The following is a 20,399-nucleotide window of genomic DNA, read 5'->3' on the forward strand; positions in this document are numbered from 1 at the left end:
AACTCGCGGAACACCGGATCCACATCGCCGTGCCAGCGGCCATGGAACAGCGCCAGCTTGCGCTCGGCCGGGGTCAGCCCGGATTCAACGATTTCCTGCAGCACGTCCAGGAACTTGCTCTCGTCCTGGCCGTCGGCATTGCGAGCGCCGCGGCGCTTGAGTCCTTCCACCGAAATCTTCACCGCTTCGCGGGCCAGGTCACGCACGCTGCCAGCACGGAACGGCAGGTTCATCGCATGCTTCGGCACACCGTCGCGCAGCGCATGACGCTCGGCCAGGGTGAAGTCACGCACCAGGTCCCAGGCGGCATCCAGCGCGGTGTCGTCATACAGCAGGCCGACCCAGAACGCCGGCAGCGCACACAGGCGGCTCCACGGGCCACCATCGGCGCCGCGCATTTCCAGATACTTCTTCAGGCGCACTTCCGGGAACGCGGTGGTCATGTGGTCCGACCAGTCGCGCAGGGTCGGCAACGCGCCCGGCAATACCGGCAGCTTGCCCTGCATGAAGTCGCGGAAGCTCTGCCCGCTGGCGTCGTGGTAGATGCCATCGCGGCAGGAGAAATACATCGGCACGTCGAGCAGATAGTCGACATAGCGCTCGTAGCCGAAGCCGTCCTCGAACACGAAGTCGAGCATGCCGGTACGGTCGGCGTCGGTATCGGTCCAGATGTGCGAGCGGTAGCTCAGGTAGCCGTTCGGCTGGCCTTCGGTGAACGGCGAATCGGCGAACAGCGCGGTGGCGATCGGCTGCAGCGCCAACGACACGCGGAACTTCTTCACCATGTCCGCTTCGGTGGCGTAGTCCAGGTTCACCTGCACGGTGCAGGTGCGGGTCATCATGTCCAGGCCCAGCGAGCCGACCTTGGGCATGTACGAACGCATGATCTTGTAGCGGCCCTTCGGCATCCACGGCATTTCATCGCGCTTCCACTTCGGCTGGAAGCCCATGCCGAGGAAGCCCAGCTGCAGTTCGCCGGCCACCTGCGCCACTTCGTTCAGATGGGTGCCGGTTTCCACGCAGGTCTGGTGGATGGTCTCCAGCGCCGCGCCGGACAGTTCCAGCTGGCCGGCCGGTTCCAGCGTCACCGAGGCACCATCGCGCAGCAGGGCAATGGTGTTGCCGTTTTCCTGCACCGGCTCCCAGCCGAAGCGGACCAGGCCGTTGAGCAGCGCTTCGATGCCGCGCTCGCCGTCGAAGGTCGGCGGGCGCAGGTCATCCAGGCGGAACCCGAACTTCTCGTGTTCGGTGCCGATGCGCCACTGCGTGCGGGGCTTCTCGCCGGAGGCGATCACCTCCACCAGCTGCGAGCGGTCGGTAATGGGTGTATCGGCGACGTGGCTGGGGCTCGACAAGGGGAAGGCTCGCTGGACTGTGGCGGGGGATGTGGGGCTGGAGGCCTTCCATCGCAAGGGCGCACTATAGCGTGGCACTCCGCCGCGTCATGCGACGGTGACGGGTTTCAGCATCCTACCGACGCCCTCTTGACCCTCGTACACTCACGGCCATGAGTCGCCATTCACGACACCCCGAACTGCACCGCTCCGAGCGTGTCGGCTGGTTGCGTGCCGCTGTGCTGGGGGCCAACGACGGCATTGTCTCGGTGGCCGGGCTGGTGGTCGGCGTGGCCGCCAGCGGCGCCTCGGCCAGCACCCTGCTGGCGACGGGCGTGGCCGGCACCGTGGCCGGCGCGATGTCGATGGCCGCCGGCGAGTATGTCTCGGTACAGACCCAGGCCGATACCGAAGCGGCCGACCTGGCGGCGGAAAAACGCGAACTGCACGAAGACCCACACAGTGAACTGGAAGAGCTGAGCGCAATCTACCGCCACCGCGGCCTGGACCCGGTGCTGGCGCGGCAGGTCGCCGAGCAGCTCACCGCCCACGACGCGCTGGGCGCCCACGCCCGCGACGAACTGGGCATTACCGACACCCTGCGTGCCCGCCCACTGCAGGCCGCGCTGGCGTCGGCCGGGGCGTTCACCTGCGGCGCCGCGCTGCCGGTGCTGACCGCCCTGCTCGCGCCGGTCGACAAGGTTGCGATGATCACCACCGCCAGCACCCTGCTCGGCCTGTGCCTGACCGGCGCGATGGCGGCGCAGGCCGGTGGCGCACCGCCCTTGCGTGGCGCGATCCGGGTGATGTTCTGGGGCGCGTTGGCGATGGCCGCCGCCGCCGCTGTCGGCCGCCTGCTGGGCACGCACGTGTCATGACCGCCATGCTACCCGCCGCCACCGCCCTGCTGGCCGAGATGACCGGCCTGGCCGGCTGCGAACGCGCCGAAGGCTATGCCTGCATCACCGCACGCCGCGAGCATGGCGCCAGCTCGGTGGAGATTCCACAACCGCAGTTCGCGATCCTGCTGGAAGGCCGCAAGCAGGTGCGCACCGTACACCAGTCGCTGGAATTCTTCCCCGGCGACATCCTGCTGTTGACCCAGCGCTGCCGCATCGACGTGGTCAACAGCCCCGATCCGGACAGCGGACGCTACCTCAGTGCGATCGTGCCGCTGTGTGCCGAAGTGCTGGCGGCAGCGCGCACGCTGTGGAACGAGGAACTGCCCAGTGCGGGCCCGGCGATGGCGCGGTTGCCGTTGATCGAACATGGCGCCGTGCTGCGCCAGTGGCGGCAATCACTGCAGGATGGCCGTTACAGCGACGCACGCCTGGCCCTGGCCTCGCTGGTGCTGACCCTGTGCCGGCAGGGCCATGGCAACCTGCTGCTGCCGCAGGCACCGAGCCTGGGCGAACAGATCCGCGACCGCATTGCCGCCGAACCGGCACGCGACTGGCAATCACGGGATGTGGAAGAACAGTTCGCGCTGAGCGGCGCAACCCTGCGTCGCCGCCTTGCCGCCGAGCGCACCAGCCTGCGCCAGCTGCTGACGGAGGCGCGCCTGGCGCATGGCATGCAGCTGCTCTACACCACCGACCTGCCGCTGAAGACCGTCGCCGCACGCGCGGGTTACCGGTCTGCGGCCAGTTTCAGCAAGCGCTTCGCCGAACAGTACGGACTGGCTCCCACAGACATTTAGGGGGGGGTCGGCAGGGCTGCGCCCTGCACCTGCCGAAGCGTTGAAGCAACAGCCGAAGCAACGGCAACAGCCATGCATTCCGTGGGATGGCGGGGCGGTGCCGGAGTGCGGGGACGCCGTGAACCCATCCCTGGGGGCTTGGCAGCCGCATCCATGCGGCTGACACCCCGCACTCCGACACCGCCCCACCTCTGACAGATTCCGTGTGCTGTTGGTAGGTGTCGACCTTGGTCGACACATCTGTCAGATATCGATAATCAAATTTGGTTCAGATCTACCGTGTCGACCAAGGTCGACACCCACCAGAGCAGAACGCCGTCCCGACAGCTCGCAGAAAACTGTCGAAGGCGGGATGGGTCCGGTTGCGAGGGCGTGAGCGCCATGGATAGCGCGACCGAGCCTACATGGACGTATTTACGGCGTCCCCCGCAACCGGACCCACCCCGCCATCCCACAGGAAGCCCACCGTTGCTTCGGCTGTTGCTGTTGCTGTTGCTGTTGCCTGCAGCGGGTGCAGGGCGCAGCCCTGCAGGCAACACCCCTCCCTGAGCATTCCGCGCACTGCTTTGAGCGCCGCGCACACGCTGGCCACGGCACGCTGTCCGGCAACGGAACCGCCCGTCATCCACCGAGAACCGCCATGACCCTGCATCACCTGCCCCTGCGTAGCGCCCTGCTGCTGGCCCTGTCCGCCCTGCCGCTGGCCGCGCTGGCCGAAGCCAGCTCGCCCGCTCCCACCCGGCAGGTGCCCGGCGTCTACCACCAACGCGTCGGTACCCTGCAGGTCACCGCCCTGTTCGACGGCGTGGTCGCACTCGGCCGGCAGGAAGTGGTGGACGTACCGCCGACGCTGGTCAGCCGCCTGTTGGAAGGCCGCTACGTACCGGAAGACACGAAGGGGCTGCAGACCGCGATCAACGCCTTCCTGGTGCGCCAGGGCAACCACCTGACCCTGGTCGATACCGGCACCGCGCAGTGCTTCGGCCCCGGCCTGGGCCAGGTGCTGGGCAACCTGCGCGCCTCCGGCGTGGACCCGGCCGAGGTGGACGAGGTGCTGCTGACCCATGCCCATCCGGACCACCTGTGCGGCGTACTCGACGCGCAGGGCAAGCCGGCCTACCCGAATGCCACCGTGTGGCTGTCCAGGGCCGATGCCGATTACTGGCTCAATCCGGCCAGCGAGGCCACGGCGCCGAAGGGCGTGCGCTTCGCCTTCCCACTGGCGCGCACTGCAGTAGCGCCGTACCAGGCCAGCGGCCACCTGCGCACCTTCAGCCCCGGCGATGCCCTGCCCGGTGGCGCGGTGGCGATGGATACCCACGGCCACACGCCGGGCCACGTCTCCTACCGGTTCGACAGCCAGGGCCAGTCACTGCTGGTGTGGGGCGATGTGCTGCACTTCCACGCGGTGCAGTTCGCAAACCCGGAGGCCGCGTTCGAGGCCGATTCGGACCGCAAGGCGGCCACGGCCAGCCGTCGCGGCCTGCTGCAGCAGGCCACCGCCAACGGTTGGTGGGTGGCCGGTGCGCACCTGCCGTTCCCGGGCCTGGGCCATGTGCGCAGCGAAGGCCAAGCCTATGCGTGGGTGCCGGCGGAGTATTCGCCGTTGTGAGGGTGTGCCACAGGACAGGGCGATGTTGCCGGCCAGCGGCCGGCACTACCAGGAAACAGGTCGGTAGCGCCCGGCTGCCAGCCGGGCGACGGGGTCTCGCTTATTCCAGCCCCAGCCAGCCGCCGATCACGGCGCGGGCCTCGTCCACGCCGGTACGGTCCTCGCCGGAGAACACCTGCACGCTGACGCTGTCGCCGTAGGCCGAGTGCAGCTCCTTGCGCACCTTCTGCAGGGTCTGCATCTGCTGGCTGCGGCTGAGCTTGTCGGCCTTGGTCAACAGTGCGTGCGCCGGCATGCCGCGCTGCACCGCGTAGGACAGCATCTGCCGGTCGTAATCCTTCAGCGGGTGGCGGATATCCATCACCACCACCAGGCCCTTCAGGGCTTCGCGGGTGCGGAAGTACCGGTCGATGAAGGCCTGCCAGTGCGCCTGCAGGTCCAGCGGCACCTTGGCGTAGCCGTAACCGGGCAGGTCGACCAGGTGGGCGTCCGGGGTGATCTGGAAGAACACCAGCTGCTGGGTGCGGCCGGGGGTCTTTGACACGCGGGCCAGGGCGTTCTGGCGGGTCAGCGCGTTGAGGGCGCTGGACTTGCCGGCGTTGGAGCGGCCGGCGAAGGCCACTTCGGCGCCCTCATCGGGCGGCAGCTGCCGCACGTTGTGGGCCGAGAGGTGGTAACGGGCGCGTTCGATGAGCAATGACATGCGCCTAGGATCGCATGTTGCGGCGCCGCGCGCCCGTGCCGGCGGCCGTTGCGGGCATTTTGCTGCACTGCTGCGTTGACCGTGCGCGGAAACGCCGTTGATAATCCGGGCGATGCCGGCGGCCACCGCCCGGCCCGGTCCATACGGAGCTTTAGCATGCGCCACGCTCGCGTTCTTGCCGTATCCGCCCTTGCCACTGCCGTAGTCGTTGCCGCCGCTGCGTTCGCGCAGACCACGTTGACCCCGCTGCCCGACAACGGGCCGATCAACACCGCCTCGCTGGAGGTGGATTTCAGCAAGACCCACTGGGGCGATGCCAAGGCTGGCCAGACCAAGGCCTCGGCCTGCGCGGCCTGCCACGGCGCCGACGGCAACGCCACGGTGGAGATGTACCCGTCCATCGCCGGCCAGAGCGAACGCTACGTGGCCCAGCAGATGGCCCTGATTGCCAACGGCCAGCGCAGTTCCGGCGCGGCGGTGGCGATGGTGCCGTTCGTGCAGAACCTTACGCCGCAGGACATGCGCGACATCGGCGCCTACTTCGCCACCCAGAAGGCCACGGCCGGCATCGCCGACGACACCGCGGTCACCGACGGCCCTTACAAGGGCATGAAGTTCTACGAGATCGGCCAGCAGCTGTACCGCGGTGGCGACGCCAAGCGCGGCCTGCCGGCCTGCATGGCCTGCCACGGCCCCAGCGGCGCGGGCAATCCGGGGCCCGCCTATCCGCATCTCGGTGGCCAGCACGCCAGTTATGTCGCGCGACGCCTGCAGGAGTACCAGGCCGGGCAGACCCATGAGACCGACAAGACCCATTTCCAGATCATGGCCACGGTCGCGCAGAAGCTGAGCGAACAGGAGGTGCAGGCGCTGTCGAGCTACCTGCAGGGCCTGCACAACAAGGCCGACGACCTGGCCGCTGCGGCCACGCCAACGCAACCGGCTGCCGCCCCCTGACCACCACTGGTCGGCCCGGGCCGCCACCGCGGCCCCTGCCTGCGGTATGTTTCCTTCACGCCGGCGACCGCGCCGGCGTTGCTTTTTTCAACGGAGATGCGTGTCGATGAGGTTGATTCCCCGCCTGCTGTTGTCCCTGCTGGTCCTGCTGCCGCTGGCCGCCAGTGCCGCCACCCCTGCCAACGCACCGCTGGTGGAAGGCAAAGACTACGAGCGCATCGCCCAGCCGGGCCCGTTCCAGCCGCTGGCCGGGAAGATCGAAGTGGTCGAGGTCTTCGGCTACACCTGCCCGCACTGCGCCCATTTCGAGCCGCAGCTGGAGGCCTGGGCCGCCAAGTTGCCGGCCGACGTGCGCTTCACCCCGGTGCCGGCCGCCTTCGGCGGCGCCTGGGATGCCTGGGCCCTGGCCTACTACGCCGCTGACGAAGTGGGCGTGGCCAAGCGCAGCCATGCCGCCGTGTTCAAGGCACTGCACCAGGACGGCGCGCTGCCGATGCAGAACATCTCGGCCGATGAGCTCGCCAACTTCTACAAAGCCTACGGCGTGGCCCCGGACCGTTACCTGCAGGCGCTGCGGGGCGATGCCGTGCAGAAGAAGGTCGATGCCGCCCGCGCGTTCGCCCAGCGCACCAAGGTGCCGGGCACCCCGGCCATCATCATCAACGGCCAGTACCTGGTGCGTGGCAACAGCTTCGACGACCAGCTGCGCATCGCCTCGGCACTGATCGCCCAGGCCCGCGCGGCCCGCGGCCGCTGAACCAACACCCACCATCGACACGGCGCTGTCGCCGCCGCGTGTCATCATTTCCCTCTGGCCGGTGCCTGACGCCGGCCCCACCATTCCAGATGCTGGAGACGTTTCCATGAAGACCCGTTTCGCCGCCCTCGCCCTCGCAGCGCTGCTGCCGATCCTGGCCGCCTGCAAGGCCGACGACGGCAGCACCAACACCACCGCGGCTCCGGCCGAACCGGCAGCGGCCCCGGCCAGCAACGAGCCGGCCGCTCCGGCGGCGGGCGCCGAAGGCGCTGCCCCGGCCGCTGCCGAAGGCGACAAGGCTGCAGCCGAAGCCGCTCCGGCGGCCGCTCCGGCCCCGACCACCGCCGCGCTGACCGGCCCGGCCCCGGTGGAAGGCGCCGATTACCAGGTCATCCCGAACGGCCAGCCGTTCCAGCCGGCCGCCGGCAAGATCGAAGTGACCGAGATCTTCGGCTACGTCTGCCCGGCCTGTGCCGCGTTCCAGCCGCTGGTCGGCCCGTGGAAGGCCGGTCTGCCGAGCGACGTGAACTTCGTCTACGTGCCGGCCATGTTCGGCGGCACCTGGGATGACTACGCCCGTGCCTTCTACGCCGCGCAGACGCTGGGCGTGCAGGAGAAGACCCACGAAGCGCTGTACGCCGCCATCCACTCGCAGAAGACCCTGAAGGGCGAGCGCGGCCGTGACTCGGTGGACGACATCGCCAAGTTCTACGGCGCCTATGGCGTGGATCCGAAGCAGTTCGCCGCCACCATGGGCAGCTTCGCGGTGAACGCCAAGACCAACTCGGCCAAGCAGTTCGCCCAGCGCAGCCAGATCAGCGGCACGCCGTCGATCATCGTCAATGGCAAGTACCTGGTGAAGGGCAAGAGCTTCCCGGACATGCTGCGCATTGCCGACCACCTGATCGCCCGCGAACGCGGTGCGGCCCAGGCTCACTGATCCAAGAGACGTTTTCCCCGGCCGTGAATTCCCCCCGTACACGGACCCTGCGCTTGCTGACGGCCAACATCCAGGCCGGCTCAAGTACCCGCCGCTACAGCGACTATGTGACCCGCAGCTGGTCACATGCGCTGCCGGCGGGTCGCAAGCGCAGCAGCCTTGACGCGATTGCCACCTTGGCGCGCGAACATGACATCGTCGGCCTGCAGGAGGCCGACCCGGGCAGCCTGCGCTCGGGCTTCACCAACCAGACCCATTACCTGGCCCAGCGCGCCGGCTTCAATTACTGGAGCCACCAGCCGAACCGGCGCATGGGCGGGGTCGCCTCCAGCGCCAACGGGTTGCTGAGCAAGCTGGAACCGGTGGAAGTGCAGGACCACGCCCTGCCCGGCCGCATCGGCGGGCGCGGCGTGCTGCTGGCCAAGTTCGGCGACGGTACCGACGGTCTCGCCGTGGCGGTGGCGCATCTGTCACTCGGCGCGGGCTCGCGGATGTCGCAGCTGGGCTTCATCGCCGAGCTGCTGTCCGACCATCCCAACGCGGTGCTGATGGGCGATTTCAACTGCCTGGCCGAACGGCCGGAAATGCAGGTGCTCTACCAGAAGACCCGGCTGCAGCCGCCCGGCTGCATCGTGCCGACCTTCCCCAGTTGGCGCCCCGACCGCGCCATCGACCACATCCTGGTCAGCAGCGGGCTGCAGACCCGCACCGTGGAAGCCGTACCGGCCGCGTTCTCCGATCACCTCGCCCTGGCGATGGCGATCGACGTCCCGGCCGACGCCCTGCGCTGACCACTCCTGGTGGGTGCCAACCTTGGTTGGCATGCTCTCCGCCGGGCACGGCCCGGCACTACCCGGCCTGCGCCACCGGCACCTTCAACCTTCGCGCGGTCATCGTGCTGCCCACCGAGGCCAGCACGGTGCAGCCGATCGCCAGCCACTGCAGCCCGTGCAGGTGCTCATGCAGCAGCAGCATCGCCCACAGCGCGGCCACCGCCGGTTCCATGCTGATCAGGATGCCGAAGGTCTCCTTGGGCAGGCGCTTGAGCGCCATCATTTCCAGCGACATCGGGATCGCACTGGATACCAGCGCCACCAGCAGCCCCGCCGCCAGGATCTTCGGATCGAGCAGCGCCGCACCGGCATGCACCACCCCCACCGGCACCACCACCAGCGACGCCGCCAGCAGGCCCAGCGACACCGAATGCCCGGCGTGCAGGTGGCCGGCGCGCTTGCCGAACACGATGTACAGGCCCCAGCACGCCGCCGCCCCCATCGCGTACAGCACACCGGCCGGGTCCAGCGCCGGGCCGCCCCCCAACGGCAGCAGCAGCAACAACCCCACCACCGCGCAACCTACCCAGACGAAGTCGATCGGTCGTCGTGATGACAGCATCGCCACCGTCAACGGCCCGGTGAATTCAATGGCCACCGCGATGCCGAAGGGAATCGTGCGCAGGGCCATGTAGAACAGCAGGTTCATCAGGCCCAGGGTGAGCCCGTAGCGCAGGATGGTGATCGCATCCACGCGGCTGGTTTTCCAGCGCCACGGCCGCCAGAACAGCAGCAGCAACAGCGCCGAGAAGCCCACGCGCAGCGCGCTGGTGCCCTGCGCGCCGATCAGCGGAAACAGGTGTTTTGCGTAGGAGGTGCCGATGGCCAGCGAGGTGACCGAGCCCAGCACCGCCAGCGCCGGCAACATCGGCGCGAATCGTGAGGTCTGCATGGGCAAAGTCTATTGCGCCCACGCCGAGCACTTGGCTCAATTGACAGCCCGTTCGTGCAATTTCTGCTCGCCATGGCCATCGCCCCCGTGCTCGACAGTTTCGACCGCGCCATCCTCGACCTGCTGCAGCGGGACAACACCCTGCCGCAGCGCGAAATCGCCGAGGCCGTGCACCTGTCCACCCCGGCCGTGCAACGCCGGATCAAGCGCCTGCAGGACAGCGGCGTGATCGCGGCCAATGTGGCGGTGGTCGCTGCAGCCAAGGTCGGGCGACCGCTGACCATCATCGTCGAGGTGCGCGTGGTCAGCGAGCAGCGCGAGCGCGTGGCGCCGTTCAAGCGCCGCGTGCAGGACGACCCTGCCGTGCAGCAGTGCTACTCGATCACCGGCGACGGCGACTTCCTGCTGCTGCTTTCAGCGGCGTCGATGGAAGAATACGAGGCGATCACCGAGCGCCTGTTCGGCGGTGATGACAACATCGAGCGCTTCCGGACCTCGGTGGCACTGGGGACGTTGAAACGCAGTTTCGAAGTGCCGCTGCTACCGCCCCTGTAGAGTCGAGCTTGCTCGACTGCCCTTTGACGACTCCCCTTTGACCGCAAAGAAACAGCCGTCGAGCGTGGCTCGACGCTGCAGTCCGAAGCCATGAGCACAACCACCTCCCCTGCCCATCGCCTGCGCCGCTGGCTGCTGCGCGGCCTGTTCCTGGCCATTGCCATCGTTGCAGCCCTGGCGCTGTGGAACAGCCCGTGGGCGGCCGCCCCGAAAATGTTGTGGACACTCTCGCGGATGCCCGCCGCCACCGCGTTGCCGGTGCCGGTGGAGGGCGTGCGCCCAAGGCAGATCGCCGACACCTTCGGCGCGCCGCGCGGTCGTGATCGCACGCACGCGGGTATCGACATCTTCGCCAGGCGCGGTACGCCGGTGCGCAGCGCCACCGTCGGGGTCATCGCCGATGTCCGCGAGGGCGGGCTCGGTGGCCGCCAGGTGTGGGTGATCGGGCCCGCGCGCGAGCGCTACTACTACGCGCACCTGGAGGACTGGGCCGATGGCCTGGCGCGCGGCCAGGTGGTCCGGCCCGGCGACCTGCTCGGCCACGTGGGCGACAGCGGCAACGCCAAGGGCACGCCGCCGCACCTGCACTGGGGCATCTACGGCGCCGAAGGCGCGCGCGACCCGCTGCCGCTGCTGCGCTGACCCCTTGGCCGACCAGGCTCGACGCCACGCCCGGCCAGACCCATCATCAAGCGCAGTGACAGGGAAAGCACACCGATGACCCGCCTTCGCACCACCGCGCCGTTGGTCGCCCTTGTGCTGCTGGCCACCGGCTGCAGCACCCTGCAGGCACGCCACGACCCGTTGTGTGCGCATCTTCTTGCCTTCGCCAACAGCGCCTCGCTCGGCACCCAGCCGGCGATTGAACTGGTCAGCGACTGGAGCAGCTTCAGCAAGCACTGCACGCATGGCGGCACCCCTGCGGGCAGGCAGTTCTGCGATTGGCTGCTGCCCAATACGTCCACCGAATTCGCGACGATCAACATCCAGCGCACCCTGGCCTGCCTGGCCCCCGGGACGAACTACGCCGGCTCGGAACGGCTGTTTCCGGAATACGTGACCGGGAAGGTGCAGTCCCTGGATGTGCGCGGACTCGAGGCGGACGTAGTGATCACCGTCGAATACGCCGTCGGCATCGAGGGGGAACGGCCGCGCATGAGGGTCCAGGCCGAACGCCTGCCGCCGCAGGACTAGATCGGCCGCCACAGCATGCGCACCGCCCTCGCCCATTTGTAAACGAAAACAATTCCTATTACGCTATTTGCGTTTTGCGGACGGCCAGGACGGTTCGTCCGTGCTCGCATTGCCCAGCCACCGCCCTGAACGCAGGGTTCCGCCAGCGGCGTGAGATCCCCACCAGCCGCGGCGCCAGACCATCCGGGAAGCCGGTCGGACGCACGCACGTGCCCGTCCAGGAACCCCAATGATCCGTTCGACCTCCCCCGTTCTGCCCCATCGCCTGTCCGCGGCGGTGCTGTCCGCCCTCAGCCTGGCCATCGCCCCGGCCGCCTTTGCCGACACCGCCGCCGACCCGACCACCCTCGACAAGGTCGTGGTCAAGGGTGAGCGTGCCGAAGGCTATTCGGTGCGCCGTACCTCCGCCGGTACCCGTTTCGACCTGGCACCGCGCGAGATCCCGCAGTCGATCAGCATCATCAGCCACCAGCGCATCGAAGACCAGAAGCTGGACGACATCATCGACGTGCTGGCCAACACCACCGGCGTGACCAGCACCCAGTCCGACAGCGAGCGCACCGAGTTCTACGCGCGTGGGTTCTACATCGATGCCTACCAGTTCGATGGCCTGCCGACGCAGATGGTGCAGAACTGGAGCTACGGTGATTCCGGCCTCGATCTGGCCCTGTACGACCGCGTGGAAGTGGTGCGCGGTGCCACCGGCCTGCTCAGTGGTGCCGGCAATCCGTCGGCATCGGTGAACCTGATCCGCAAGCATGCCGACAGCGCCGAACTGACCGGCAGCGTCTCGGTGAACGTGGGCAGCTGGGGCCGCACCCGCACCACCGTGGACGTGGGCAGCGCGCTCAATGCCAGCGGTACCGTGCGTGGCCGCGTCATCGGCAGCTACCTGGATACCGACGGCCAGATGGACCGCTACAACCAGCGCAAGACGCTGGGCTACGCGGTCATCGATGCCGACCTGACCCCGGACACCCAGCTGAGCGTGGGCTACGACTACCAGCAGAAGCGCGCCAATGGCGCCACCTGGGGCGGCTTCCCGATGCTGTACTCGGACGGCAGCCGCACGCCGTATGACGAGTCCTTCAATGCCAGCCCGGACTGGACCTACTGGGACACCACCAGCAAGCGTGCCTTCGCCACGCTGCAGCATGCCTTCAGCAACGGCTGGAAGTTCAAGATCGGCGCCACCCACGACGAGACCAAGGCCGACGACAAGCTGTTCTATCCGGCCTACAACAACTGGGTCACCGGGGCCTCCAACTTCAACAAGACCACCGGTGCTGGCATCTCGCCGTCGGCCGGCTTCTACAACACCGAGCGCAAGGTCAACGCCGTCGATGGCTACGTGGATGGTCCGTTCCGCCTGTTCGGCCGCGAACACCAGTTCATGGCCGGCCTGAGCTACAACAAGCGTGAGTACGCCAACTACGGCGACTACCAGGTGGGCGGCGCCTACCTGCCGTGGGATCCGTTTGCCAGCTACTTCAACTGGACCGGCAACATCAGCCAGCCCAACTGGAACCCGCTGGCGCTGGCCAGCCGCGGCACCATCACCCAGAAGGCCGGCTACCTCGCCACCCGCCTGACGCTGGCCGATCCGCTGAAGCTGATCCTCGGTGCGCGCTACACCGACTGGAAGAGCGAAGGCGAGAACGATGACCGCGAACACAAGGTGACCACGCCCTACGCCGGCCTGGTGTACGACATCAACGACACCTGGTCTGCCTACACCAGCTATACCGAAATCTTCCAGCCACAGACCGCGCGCGACCGCAACGATCGCTACCTCGATCCGGTGGATGGCAAGAGCTACGAAGTGGGCGTCAAGGCCGCCTGGTTCGACAATCGCCTGAATGCCTCGCTGGCGGTCTTCCGCATCGAGCAGGACAACGTCGCCCAGGCCACCAATGAACCGATCATCGGCCGGCCCGGCGAACTCGCTTCGATTGCCGCGCGGGGCACCGTCAGCCGCGGCTTCGAGTTCGAAGTGAACGGCGAGCTGGCACCGGGCTGGAATGCCACCTTCGGCGCATCGCGCTACGTGGCCAAGGACATCAACGGCAGCGACATCAACACCAACCTGCCGCAGACCGCGTTGAAGCTGTTCACCAGCTACACCCCGCAGTCGCTGCAGGAACTGACCGTCGGCGGCGGCGCCAACTGGCAGAACCGCATCTACTACACGGTGCCGGCCTATGGCCGCATCGAGCAGAGCGGCTATGCGCTGGTCAGCGCCTTCGTGCGCTACCGCATCTCGCCGGAGTTCAGCGTGCAGGCCAACCTCAACAACCTGCTGGACAAGAAATACCTGTCGCAGATCAATGGTTACGGTGCCTTCGGTGATGGCCGCAACGGCTCGCTGACCTTTACCTGGTCGTTCTGATGCAAACGGCGCCGGGGCAACCCGGCGCCGTGCATTCCGTAGCGTCGAGCGCCGCGCCGGGAGGTTCCCGGCGCGGCATCCAGCTGTCAGAAGCGCAGGTCCGCGCGCAGGTACCAGTAGCGACCACGCGGGATGTCGTAGGTCGAGGCGTCGTAGCCGTTCAACGAACACGACAGGCAGATCGGCGGATCCTTGTCGAACACGTTGTTCAGGCCAGCGGTCAGCTGCAGCCCCTTCATCCAGTCGATCTTGTAGCCCACCTGCATGTCGTGGAAGGTGGTGGCCGACAGCGTGTTGGTGCCGGCCGCCTGGTTGCTGCACACCGGGAACACCGCAGCATCGCCGCAGTTCTCGGTCAGCTCGGAGATGTGGCGCACCGTCCAGTTGGCGCTCCAGCGGTCCATCGTCCAGCCGATGCTGGCGTTGCTGGTCCACTCCGGAATCGAACTGTCGGCCACTTCCACGCCGGGCTTCTGCGGCTGCTTCTGCCCGGCCGCACCGGTGGCCTCGTAACGGCCGACGAAGGTGTTCTTCCAGGCCAGCTTGAACTGGCCGATGGAGGTCTGCGGCAACGTCCAGAACAGGTCCACGTCCCAGCCATCGGTCTTGATCGAACCCAGGTTGGTCAGGCGGTTGTTGAAGCTGCTGACCGCACCGGTGCTGGCACGGGTGATGCCATTGCAGTAGATCGGGTCCAGCGTATCCACGCACAGGTCCAGCTGGGTCTGCGCATTGATCGCCTGGATCGCGCCGTCGATGGCATGGCGGTAGAAGGTCACCTCCACATCGAAGCGCTCCGACCACGACGCGTTGTTGCCGAACCACGGGCTCCACACGAAGCCGGCGCTGAAGCTGCGCGAGCGTTCCGGATCCAGCTCACGATTGCCGCCGGTGGTCACCGAGATCTGCGAGTTGGCCTGCTGGAAGCCCGCCGGTACGCCCAGCGCGGCACAGTTGGCCGCACTGCCACGCGGCGGCGTGCCACCCAGGCCCACCGAGCACGGATCGAACAGCTGCAGGTCGGCACGCGCCGCCGAGCCGTACAGTTCGCCGATCGACGGCGCACGGAAGCCCTCGGCATAGGTCGTGCGCAGCACGAAGTCGTCGGTCACCTGCCAGCGCAGGCCGTACTTGGGCGTGAACTCGCCACCGAAGGTGGAGTAATCCGAGTAGCGCCCGGCCAGGCTCAGGTCCAGCTTCTTGCCGAACGACGAGTCGGCGAAGATCGGCACGCTCAGCTCCAGGTAGGCCTCGTTGACGTCATAGGAGCCGGAGGTCGGCTGCGACGGTACGCCGTTGTAGTGGCCGATCACCGTCAACGGATCGGGCTGGTAGGACCCCTTGTACCTGCGATGCTCGACGCCGGTGGCGAAGGACACCGGGCCGGCCGGCAGCGAGAACAGCTCGCTGGACAGGTTGGCGGTGAACAGGCTCAGCTCATTCTGGCTGCGGTCGCGCACCACCGGCTGGATCCACTTCAGCATGTCCGGGGTGATCGAGCCGACGCCGCCGAAGATGTTCAGCGGCACGCAGCCCGGGGTCGCGGCGCACACCGCCGGATCGCCCAGTGCCATGTTCACCTTGTAGATGTCATAGCTGCCGTAGTTGGTCTGTTCGGCCTTGTTCTTGCTGTACATGCCGTTGACATCCCAGTACCAGCTGCGGTCGGCGGCATGGAAGTCGCCGACCAGGCCGGTGGCGAAATAGGTGGTGTCCACCTTCTGCTTGAACACGCGCGCACCGCCTTCCACCGGGCGGCGGCCGATCAGGCTCATGTTGTCGCCGGACACCAGGTCGAAGCCGAACGGGTTGTACGGGTTCAGGCGCGAGACCACGATGTTGTCGGCCAGCGGATTGCCGGTGGCACCGTCGGGTCCGAAGAACAGCGGCTCCGGGCCGGCCTGGTTGGTCGACTCGCGGCGGTTGCCCAGTGCCTTGACGTACCACTGCACGTTGTCGGTGATGTCGAAGCGGAACTGGCCGAACAGGCCTTTGCGCTCCGACGGCGTCAGCACCATGTTGTATTCGGCGAAGTTGAAGCGGTCGGCGCTGGTGAAGCAATGGTAGTCATCGGTGCGGTTGCAGCCGGCGCTGCCGTCGTAACGCGGATTGCTCACACCGGTATTGGGCACGATGTTCTGCGAGGCGCCGGTGTTCGGATCGACGAAGGCGAAGCGGCCCTGCGGAATGCCGCCACTGCCGAACGCCAGGCCGGTGCCCGGAATCGGGAAGCGCGACTGCTCGCGATCCTTGGCGAACACCGGGTCCTGCTTGGTCCAGCTGGCGCCCAGGAACAGGCTGAAGCGATCGCCGCTCTTGCCCCAGGCCAGGTCAACGCCCTTCTGCGTGCCGTCGCCCTTGCTGTATTCGCCGTAGTTCAGCGTGACCTGGCCGCCATCGAAATCGCGGCGGGTGATGATGTTGACCACACCGGCAATGGCGTCGGAGCCGTACAGCGATGACGCACCGTCCTCCAGCACTTCGATGCGTTCGACGATGGCCAGCGGAATGGTGTTGAGGTCGGTGGCCGAGCCCACGCCCGACGCAGACGATTCATTGACCCAGCGGATGCCATCGACCAGCACCAGCACGCGCTTGGCGCCCAGGTGGCGGAGATCGACCTGCGCCGAACCGGCGCCCACGCCACTGCCATCGGGCGGGAAGCCGAAATTGCCGGACGAATTGAACTTGGCGTTGAGCGCCGAACCGGACCCGGTGAGCTGCTGCAGCACCTCGCCGATTGAGGTCAGGCCGGTGCGCTCGATATCACCGCGGGTCAGGGTCTGGATCGGCACCTGGCCTTCGACTTCAGCGCGCTTGATGCGGGTACCGGTGACTTCCACCGCATCGAGGTTGGTGGTGGATTGTGCAGCGGCACCCAGGGGTGCCAGGGCCGTCACGCACAGCGCGACGGCAACCGCCAACGGGCGGTGATGCAGGTGAATCATTCGCTCTCTCTCCAAAGGAATGTCGGGACATGGACTGCCGCACTCCCCCTGCATGGCGGCAGCGTCTCCTTTGTAAACAAGCGGTAAAAATCACGGCGTGATGATCGACACTCTTTCACGCGGAATTGACGCAATTGACGGCCGATTACGTCAAATGACGACAGATTAAGACCGGACGGTACTGTTCGCCGTGCGCAGCACAGATGCCAGCTGCGACAGCGTGCGCCGAGATCAACCGCCTTCCATCAAGCCGTCTTGCCAATGCCGCCATGGGCGGCCGAGTGCGTCCACGCGCAGGCCGTGCTGGCTGACAGCCAGCAGCACACGCGCCATGTCCTGGTAATCGGTGTCGTCGGCGGTCGACAGGCGCACCGCCGGGCGACGCGGCAGTGGCAGCTGCTGCACCTGCGCCAGTAGCTGCTGCAGCGCCGGCATATCCAGCGGTTGTCCCTTCAGGAACATGCCCCCTGCGGCATCGATGTGCAGATCGATCGATTCCGGTGATGATTGGTACGGCCAGGGCGGGCACCAGGTGCGCTGCTGCAATGGCAGGACGCCGATGGCCTGCGCCGCCGGAAGCGTGGTGATCACCAACACCAGCAGCACCAGCAATACATCCACCAGCGGCGCCAGATTGAGCGTGGCCATCAGTGGGGTCGCGTGCTGTGTCCCGTATCGCATACCGCGCTCCGTCGCAGGAAGGGCGGCCTGCCGATGGCCGGCCGCCCGTTGACGAACTCACCGCACGAAGGCGATGCGCTCCATGCCGGTAGCCTCGGCGGCGGCCAGGATCCTGGCCATGCCTTCGTATTCGGCCGCCGGATCGGTGGCGATACGCAGCTCCGGCAGGTTGCCGGCGTGCTCGCCCGCCTGCGCCTGCAGGCGCGCCTGCAGATCGCCGATCGCCATCGGTTGCCCGTCCCAGCTCAGCTGGTTGGACGCATCCAGGCGCAGCTCGATCGGCGCTGGCGGTTCGGGCCGATCGATCGTGCGATCGGTGGTCTGTGGCAACTGCACGGCAATCGGCCGGGCCACGATCGGCGCGGTCACGATGAAGATGATCAACAGCACCAGCATCACATCCACCAGTGGCGTGACATTGATCTCCGCCAGTGGGCCGCTTCGTCCTGCGCTACTGAACGCCATGTGCCGCTCCCTGCAGCCGGGCCGTTCGCCCAAGGCCGACACTACGGCGCGTGCCGCCCCGAATGGCAGTGCCGGTATCCGCAACATTCAGCTGCCGTTGCCGAGCGGCGGCGTGCACGCAATGCGAAACTGAATTCAGCCAGCGCCCGCTATGCTGGGCGCCATGACCCGACGCTCTTCGACCGCCCTGTCCCTGCTGCCCTTGGCCACCACGCTGCTGATCGGCTGCGCCAATGCCCAGTCCCTCGATGTCCAGAATGCGCAGCTGAAAGCCGCCATCGCTGCCGCCGAGCGCGGCCAGTTCGATCCCGGCCAGGCCGGTGCGCTCAGCCGCCACCCGGCCTATGGCTGGCTGGAGTACGCCAACCTGCGCCGCAACATCGATACCGTCGATACCGCACAGGCACAGGCCTTCCTCAAGCGCTACGACGGCCAGGCCGTGGCCACCACCTTCCGCAGCGTGTGGCTGCCCTCGGTCGCGCGACGCCAGGACTGGCCGACCCTGCTGGCCAACTGGGCGCCCACCGACAACGCCGGCCTGCGCTGCGCACAGCTGACCGCGCGCCAGGTGACCGGCAAGGTCGATCCGCAATGGATCAGCGAGGCACAGGACCTGTGGCGCAAGAACGGCAAGTCCTTGCCCGATGGCTGCGATGCGGTTTTCGCCGTGCTGCAGGCGCAGGGCGGGTTGAGTGACGCGCTGCGCTGGGAGCGCATCGACGCCGCCGCCGACGCGCAGCAGCCGGCGGTGATGCGCAGTGCGGCGCGCGGCCTGCCCGCCACCGACCTGGCACTGGCCAACACGTACGCCGCGTTCGTCGACAAACCCAACGCCAGCGCACTGAACTGGCCGCGCAACGAGCGCAGCCGGCGCATCGCCACCGATGGCCTGGCCAAGCTGGCCAAGGCCGACCCGGGCGCCACCGAGCAGCAGCTGCCGCAGTACGCGCAGGCCCTCGGCCTGAGTGCCGACCAGCAGGGCCAGGTGCTGTACCAGATCGCGCTGTGGACGGTGGCCTCCTATCTGCCGGAGTCGGCGCGCCGCCTCAATGCAGTGCCGGAGTCGGCGTATGACGAGCGGTTGCACGAATGGCGCGTGCGCGAGGCCATGTCGCGTGGCGACTGGCCAGCGGCACTGACCGCGCTGCGCAAGATGGGCAGCAAGCAACGCAGCGACCCGCGCTGGCGCTACTTCGAAGGCCGCATGCTGGAGAAGACCGGCCAGGCACAGCAGGCCCAGGCGCTGTTCCGCGATGCCGCGCGCGCCCCCACCTTCCACGGCTTCCTCGCCGCCGACAAGCTGCAGCAGGGCTATACGCTGTGCCCGTGGAAGCCGAACGACAGCGCGCAGGCGCAGGCCGTGATCGCGCGCGACCCGGCCATCCAGCGTGCGATGGCGCTGTACCAGATCGACCGCACCGGCTGGGCCGTGGCCGAATGGAACAGTGCGCTGTCGCGCTTCGATGACACCCAGCGCCGCCTCGCCGTGCGCGTGGCGCAGGACAACGGCTGGTTCGACCGCGCCGTCTTCGCACTCGGCAAGCAGCCGCAGGAACAGCGCCTGTACGACCTGCGCTTCCCGCTGCACCACGACGCCACCATCCGCCGCGAATCGGCACGCAACGCCATCGACCCGGCCTGGGTGGCGGCCGAAATCCGCGCCGAGAGCACCTTCACCCCGCGCGCGCGCTCGCCTGCCAACGCAATGGGCCTGATGCAGGTGCTGCCGGCCACCGGTGCCGGCGTGGCCAAGTCGATCGGCCTGACCGGCTACGGCGGCGCCGACAGCCTGTACGACCCGGACACCAACATCGCCATCGGTACCGCGTACCTGCGCCAGCTGATGAACAAGTACGACGGCCTGCCGTACGTGACCATCGCTGCCTACAACGCCGGCCCGACCCCGACCGCCCGCTGGCAGGGCCAGCGACCGGGCTTCGATCCGGACCTGTGGATCGAAACGATCAGCTACAAGGAAACCCGTGAGTACGTGGCCCGCGTGCTGGCCTTCAGCGTGATCTACGACTGGCGCCTCAACGGCGATGCGCTGCCGCTGAGCGACCGCCTGATGGGCCGCCTGGTGGACAAGCGCAAGAGCTTCAGCTGCGCCGCCAACGCCGACCAGGGCGGCGATTGATCGCAACACGGTAGTGCCGGTCGCTGGCCGGCACTGCCCGGTGTCCATTCCCTGGGGAGGGAACGCAATGAGCCTGCTGGCCTGGATGGGGATGTTCGCCGCCTGGAGCCTGCTCGCCACCTGGGTGCTGCGCTGGGGTGGCGCGGCCTGGATGGAAGGCTGGAAGTCACTGGCCTTCGTCGACAGCTGGGGCAGCCTGTGGGACGAAGCGCAGATCAAGCTGTACTTCCTCTGCTTGTGGATCGTCTACGGCCTGTGGTTCCTGGCCGGCCTGTTCGTGCCGGAGTGGCGCGGCCTGCCGTA

General features: G+C 67.7%; 19 protein-coding genes. 13 read left to right on the plus strand and 6 right to left on the minus strand.

Annotated features, from left to right (window positions below; translation table 11 throughout):
• Positions 1–1,355, minus strand: a 1,355-nt coding sequence (locus N7590_RS18095; protein WP_279935775.1) for a glutamate--cysteine ligase, incomplete at its 3' end; no start/stop codon positions are given.
• Positions 1,356–1,507: 152 nt separating this feature from the next.
• Here N7590_RS18095 and N7590_RS18100 point away from each other — a divergent pair.
• From N7590_RS18100 to N7590_RS18110, 3 genes are all read left to right on the plus strand, one after another.
• Positions 1,508–2,212, plus strand: coding sequence for a VIT family protein (locus N7590_RS18100; RefSeq protein WP_053509615.1), 705 nt, complete (start codon positions 1,508–1,510; stop codon positions 2,210–2,212).
• On the plus strand, positions 2,209–3,033 hold the full coding sequence (locus tag N7590_RS18105) for a helix-turn-helix transcriptional regulator (protein WP_164241444.1): 825 nt from the start codon (positions 2,209–2,211) through the stop codon (positions 3,031–3,033). Before N7590_RS18100 ends, N7590_RS18105 begins: the two co-directional genes overlap by 4 nt.
• A 640-nt stretch (positions 3,034–3,673) precedes the next feature.
• The gene (locus tag N7590_RS18110) at positions 3,674–4,645 is read left to right on the plus strand and encodes an MBL fold metallo-hydrolase (RefSeq protein WP_164241445.1); all 972 of its coding nucleotides are present in this window, start codon (positions 3,674–3,676) and stop codon (positions 4,643–4,645) included.
• A 100-nt stretch (positions 4,646–4,745) separates the two neighbouring features.
• Here the strand turns inward: N7590_RS18110 and yihA are convergent, their stop codons facing one another.
• Entirely contained in the window at positions 4,746–5,348 is a 603-nt protein-coding gene (yihA, locus tag N7590_RS18115; protein WP_053450784.1) for a ribosome biogenesis GTP-binding protein YihA/YsxC, read from the minus strand.
• Positions 5,349–5,504: 156 nt separating this feature from the next.
• Between yihA and N7590_RS18120 the strand changes: the two genes are divergently transcribed.
• The 4 genes from N7590_RS18120 to N7590_RS18135 all read left to right on the plus strand — a co-directional run bounded on the left by N7590_RS18120 (position 5,505) and on the right by N7590_RS18135 (position 8,793).
• A complete protein-coding gene (locus tag N7590_RS18120) occupies positions 5,505–6,305 on the plus strand; it encodes a c-type cytochrome (protein ID WP_053450785.1) in 801 nt (266 codons plus the stop codon).
• Positions 6,306–6,411: 106 nt separating this feature from the next.
• Positions 6,412–7,062 (plus strand): thiol:disulfide interchange protein DsbA/DsbL, encoded by a 651-nt coding sequence (locus tag N7590_RS18125; RefSeq protein ID WP_049457690.1) that lies wholly within the window; start codon positions 6,412–6,414, stop codon positions 7,060–7,062.
• 106 nt (positions 7,063–7,168) lie between these two features.
• Positions 7,169–8,002 carry a thiol:disulfide interchange protein DsbA/DsbL gene (locus N7590_RS18130; RefSeq protein ID WP_053511676.1) on the plus strand — a complete coding sequence of 278 codons (834 nt, stop codon included), beginning with the start codon at positions 7,169–7,171 and terminating at the stop codon, positions 8,000–8,002.
• A 53-nt stretch (positions 8,003–8,055) separates the two neighbouring features.
• Positions 8,056–8,793, plus strand: coding sequence for an endonuclease/exonuclease/phosphatase family protein (locus N7590_RS18135; RefSeq protein ID WP_180879119.1), 738 nt, complete (start codon positions 8,056–8,058; stop codon positions 8,791–8,793).
• Positions 8,794–8,851: 58 nt separating this feature from the next.
• On the opposite strand, the gene N7590_RS18140 is transcribed toward N7590_RS18135, so the two are convergent.
• Positions 8,852–9,727, minus strand: a complete 876-nt coding sequence (locus N7590_RS18140; protein ID WP_053511677.1) for an EamA family transporter — start codon at positions 9,725–9,727, stop codon at positions 8,852–8,854.
• Positions 9,728–9,799: 72 nt separating this feature from the next.
• On the opposite strand from N7590_RS18140, the gene N7590_RS18145 reads away from it, so the two are divergent.
• The 4 genes from N7590_RS18145 (at position 9,800) to fhuE (ending at position 13,865) form a co-directional block, all read left to right on the plus strand.
• The gene (locus N7590_RS18145) at positions 9,800–10,282 is read left to right on the plus strand and encodes an Lrp/AsnC family transcriptional regulator (protein WP_040007093.1); all 483 of its coding nucleotides are present in this window, start codon (positions 9,800–9,802) and stop codon (positions 10,280–10,282) included.
• Between the two features lie 90 nt (positions 10,283–10,372).
• Positions 10,373–10,924, plus strand: coding sequence for a M23 family metallopeptidase (locus tag N7590_RS18150; RefSeq protein WP_164241447.1), 552 nt, complete (start codon positions 10,373–10,375; stop codon positions 10,922–10,924).
• Between the two features lie 75 nt (positions 10,925–10,999).
• The gene (locus N7590_RS18155; protein WP_053511680.1) at positions 11,000–11,476 is read left to right on the plus strand and encodes a hypothetical protein; all 477 of its coding nucleotides are present in this window, start codon (positions 11,000–11,002) and stop codon (positions 11,474–11,476) included.
• A 229-nt stretch (positions 11,477–11,705) separates the two neighbouring features.
• Entirely contained in the window at positions 11,706–13,865 is a 2,160-nt protein-coding gene (gene fhuE / locus N7590_RS18160) for a ferric-rhodotorulic acid/ferric-coprogen receptor FhuE (RefSeq protein WP_164241448.1), read from the plus strand.
• A gap of 86 nt (positions 13,866–13,951) precedes the next feature.
• Here the strand turns inward: fhuE and N7590_RS18165 are convergent, their stop codons facing one another.
• The 3 genes from N7590_RS18165 to N7590_RS18175 all read right to left on the minus strand — a co-directional run bounded on the left by N7590_RS18165 (position 13,952) and on the right by N7590_RS18175 (position 17,959).
• A complete protein-coding gene (locus tag N7590_RS18165; RefSeq protein WP_053511682.1) occupies positions 13,952–16,813 on the minus strand; it encodes a TonB-dependent receptor in 2,862 nt (953 codons plus the stop codon).
• A 231-nt stretch (positions 16,814–17,044) separates the two neighbouring features.
• Positions 17,045–17,494: a biopolymer transporter ExbD gene (locus N7590_RS18170; protein ID WP_164241449.1), complete on the minus strand. Its 450-nt coding sequence runs from the start codon at positions 17,492–17,494 to the stop codon at positions 17,045–17,047.
• A gap of 57 nt (positions 17,495–17,551) precedes the next feature.
• Positions 17,552–17,959 (minus strand): biopolymer transporter ExbD, encoded by a 408-nt coding sequence (locus N7590_RS18175; RefSeq protein ID WP_164241450.1) that lies wholly within the window; start codon positions 17,957–17,959, stop codon positions 17,552–17,554.
• A 151-nt stretch (positions 17,960–18,110) separates the two neighbouring features.
• Here N7590_RS18175 and N7590_RS18180 point away from each other — a divergent pair, with 151 nt between their 5' ends.
• Both N7590_RS18180 and N7590_RS18185 read left to right on the plus strand, forming a co-directional pair.
• Positions 18,111–20,096, plus strand: a complete 1,986-nt coding sequence (locus N7590_RS18180) for a transglycosylase SLT domain-containing protein (protein WP_164241451.1) — start codon at positions 18,111–18,113, stop codon at positions 20,094–20,096.
• A gap of 67 nt (positions 20,097–20,163) precedes the next feature.
• A partial coding sequence (locus tag N7590_RS18185) for a hypothetical protein (protein ID WP_164241452.1) occupies positions 20,164–20,399 on the plus strand: 236 nt, incomplete at its 3' end.

The sequence above is a fragment of the Stenotrophomonas sp. GD04024 genome (genome assembly GCF_029837545.1).
In the GTDB taxonomy this organism is placed as follows: domain Bacteria; phylum Pseudomonadota; class Gammaproteobacteria; order Xanthomonadales; family Xanthomonadaceae; genus Stenotrophomonas; species Stenotrophomonas forensis.

Bases quoted from the DNA above. Each gene is read 5' to 3' on its own strand.
- N7590_RS18175 (WP_164241450.1), bottom strand. From the start codon at position 17,959: ATGGCGTTCAGTAGCGCAGGACGAAGCGGCCCACTGGCGGAGATCAAT.
- N7590_RS18140 (WP_053511677.1), bottom strand. From the start codon at position 9,727: ATGCAGACCTCACGATTCGCGCCGATGTTGCCGGCGCTGGCGGTGCTG.
- N7590_RS18100 (WP_053509615.1), top strand. From the start codon at position 1,508: ATGAGTCGCCATTCACGACACCCCGAACTGCACCGCTCCGAGCGTGTC.
- N7590_RS18120 (WP_053450785.1), top strand. From the start codon at position 5,505: ATGCGCCACGCTCGCGTTCTTGCCGTATCCGCCCTTGCCACTGCCGTA.
- N7590_RS18155 (WP_053511680.1), top strand. From the start codon at position 11,000: ATGACCCGCCTTCGCACCACCGCGCCGTTGGTCGCCCTTGTGCTGCTG.
- fhuE (WP_164241448.1), top strand. From the start codon at position 11,706: ATGATCCGTTCGACCTCCCCCGTTCTGCCCCATCGCCTGTCCGCGGCG.
- N7590_RS18165 (WP_053511682.1), bottom strand. From the start codon at position 16,813: ATGATTCACCTGCATCACCGCCCGTTGGCGGTTGCCGTCGCGCTGTGC.
- N7590_RS18130 (WP_053511676.1), top strand. From the start codon at position 7,169: ATGAAGACCCGTTTCGCCGCCCTCGCCCTCGCAGCGCTGCTGCCGATC.
- N7590_RS18105 (WP_164241444.1), top strand. From the start codon at position 2,209: ATGACCGCCATGCTACCCGCCGCCACCGCCCTGCTGGCCGAGATGACC.
- N7590_RS18125 (WP_049457690.1), top strand. From the start codon at position 6,412: ATGAGGTTGATTCCCCGCCTGCTGTTGTCCCTGCTGGTCCTGCTGCCG.
- N7590_RS18110 (WP_164241445.1), top strand. From the start codon at position 3,674: ATGACCCTGCATCACCTGCCCCTGCGTAGCGCCCTGCTGCTGGCCCTG.
- N7590_RS18145 (WP_040007093.1), top strand. From the start codon at position 9,800: ATGGCCATCGCCCCCGTGCTCGACAGTTTCGACCGCGCCATCCTCGAC.
- N7590_RS18170 (WP_164241449.1), bottom strand. From the start codon at position 17,494: ATGCGATACGGGACACAGCACGCGACCCCACTGATGGCCACGCTCAAT.
- yihA (WP_053450784.1), bottom strand. From the start codon at position 5,348: ATGTCATTGCTCATCGAACGCGCCCGTTACCACCTCTCGGCCCACAAC.
- N7590_RS18180 (WP_164241451.1), top strand. From the start codon at position 18,111: ATGCTGGGCGCCATGACCCGACGCTCTTCGACCGCCCTGTCCCTGCTG.
- N7590_RS18150 (WP_164241447.1), top strand. From the start codon at position 10,373: ATGAGCACAACCACCTCCCCTGCCCATCGCCTGCGCCGCTGGCTGCTG.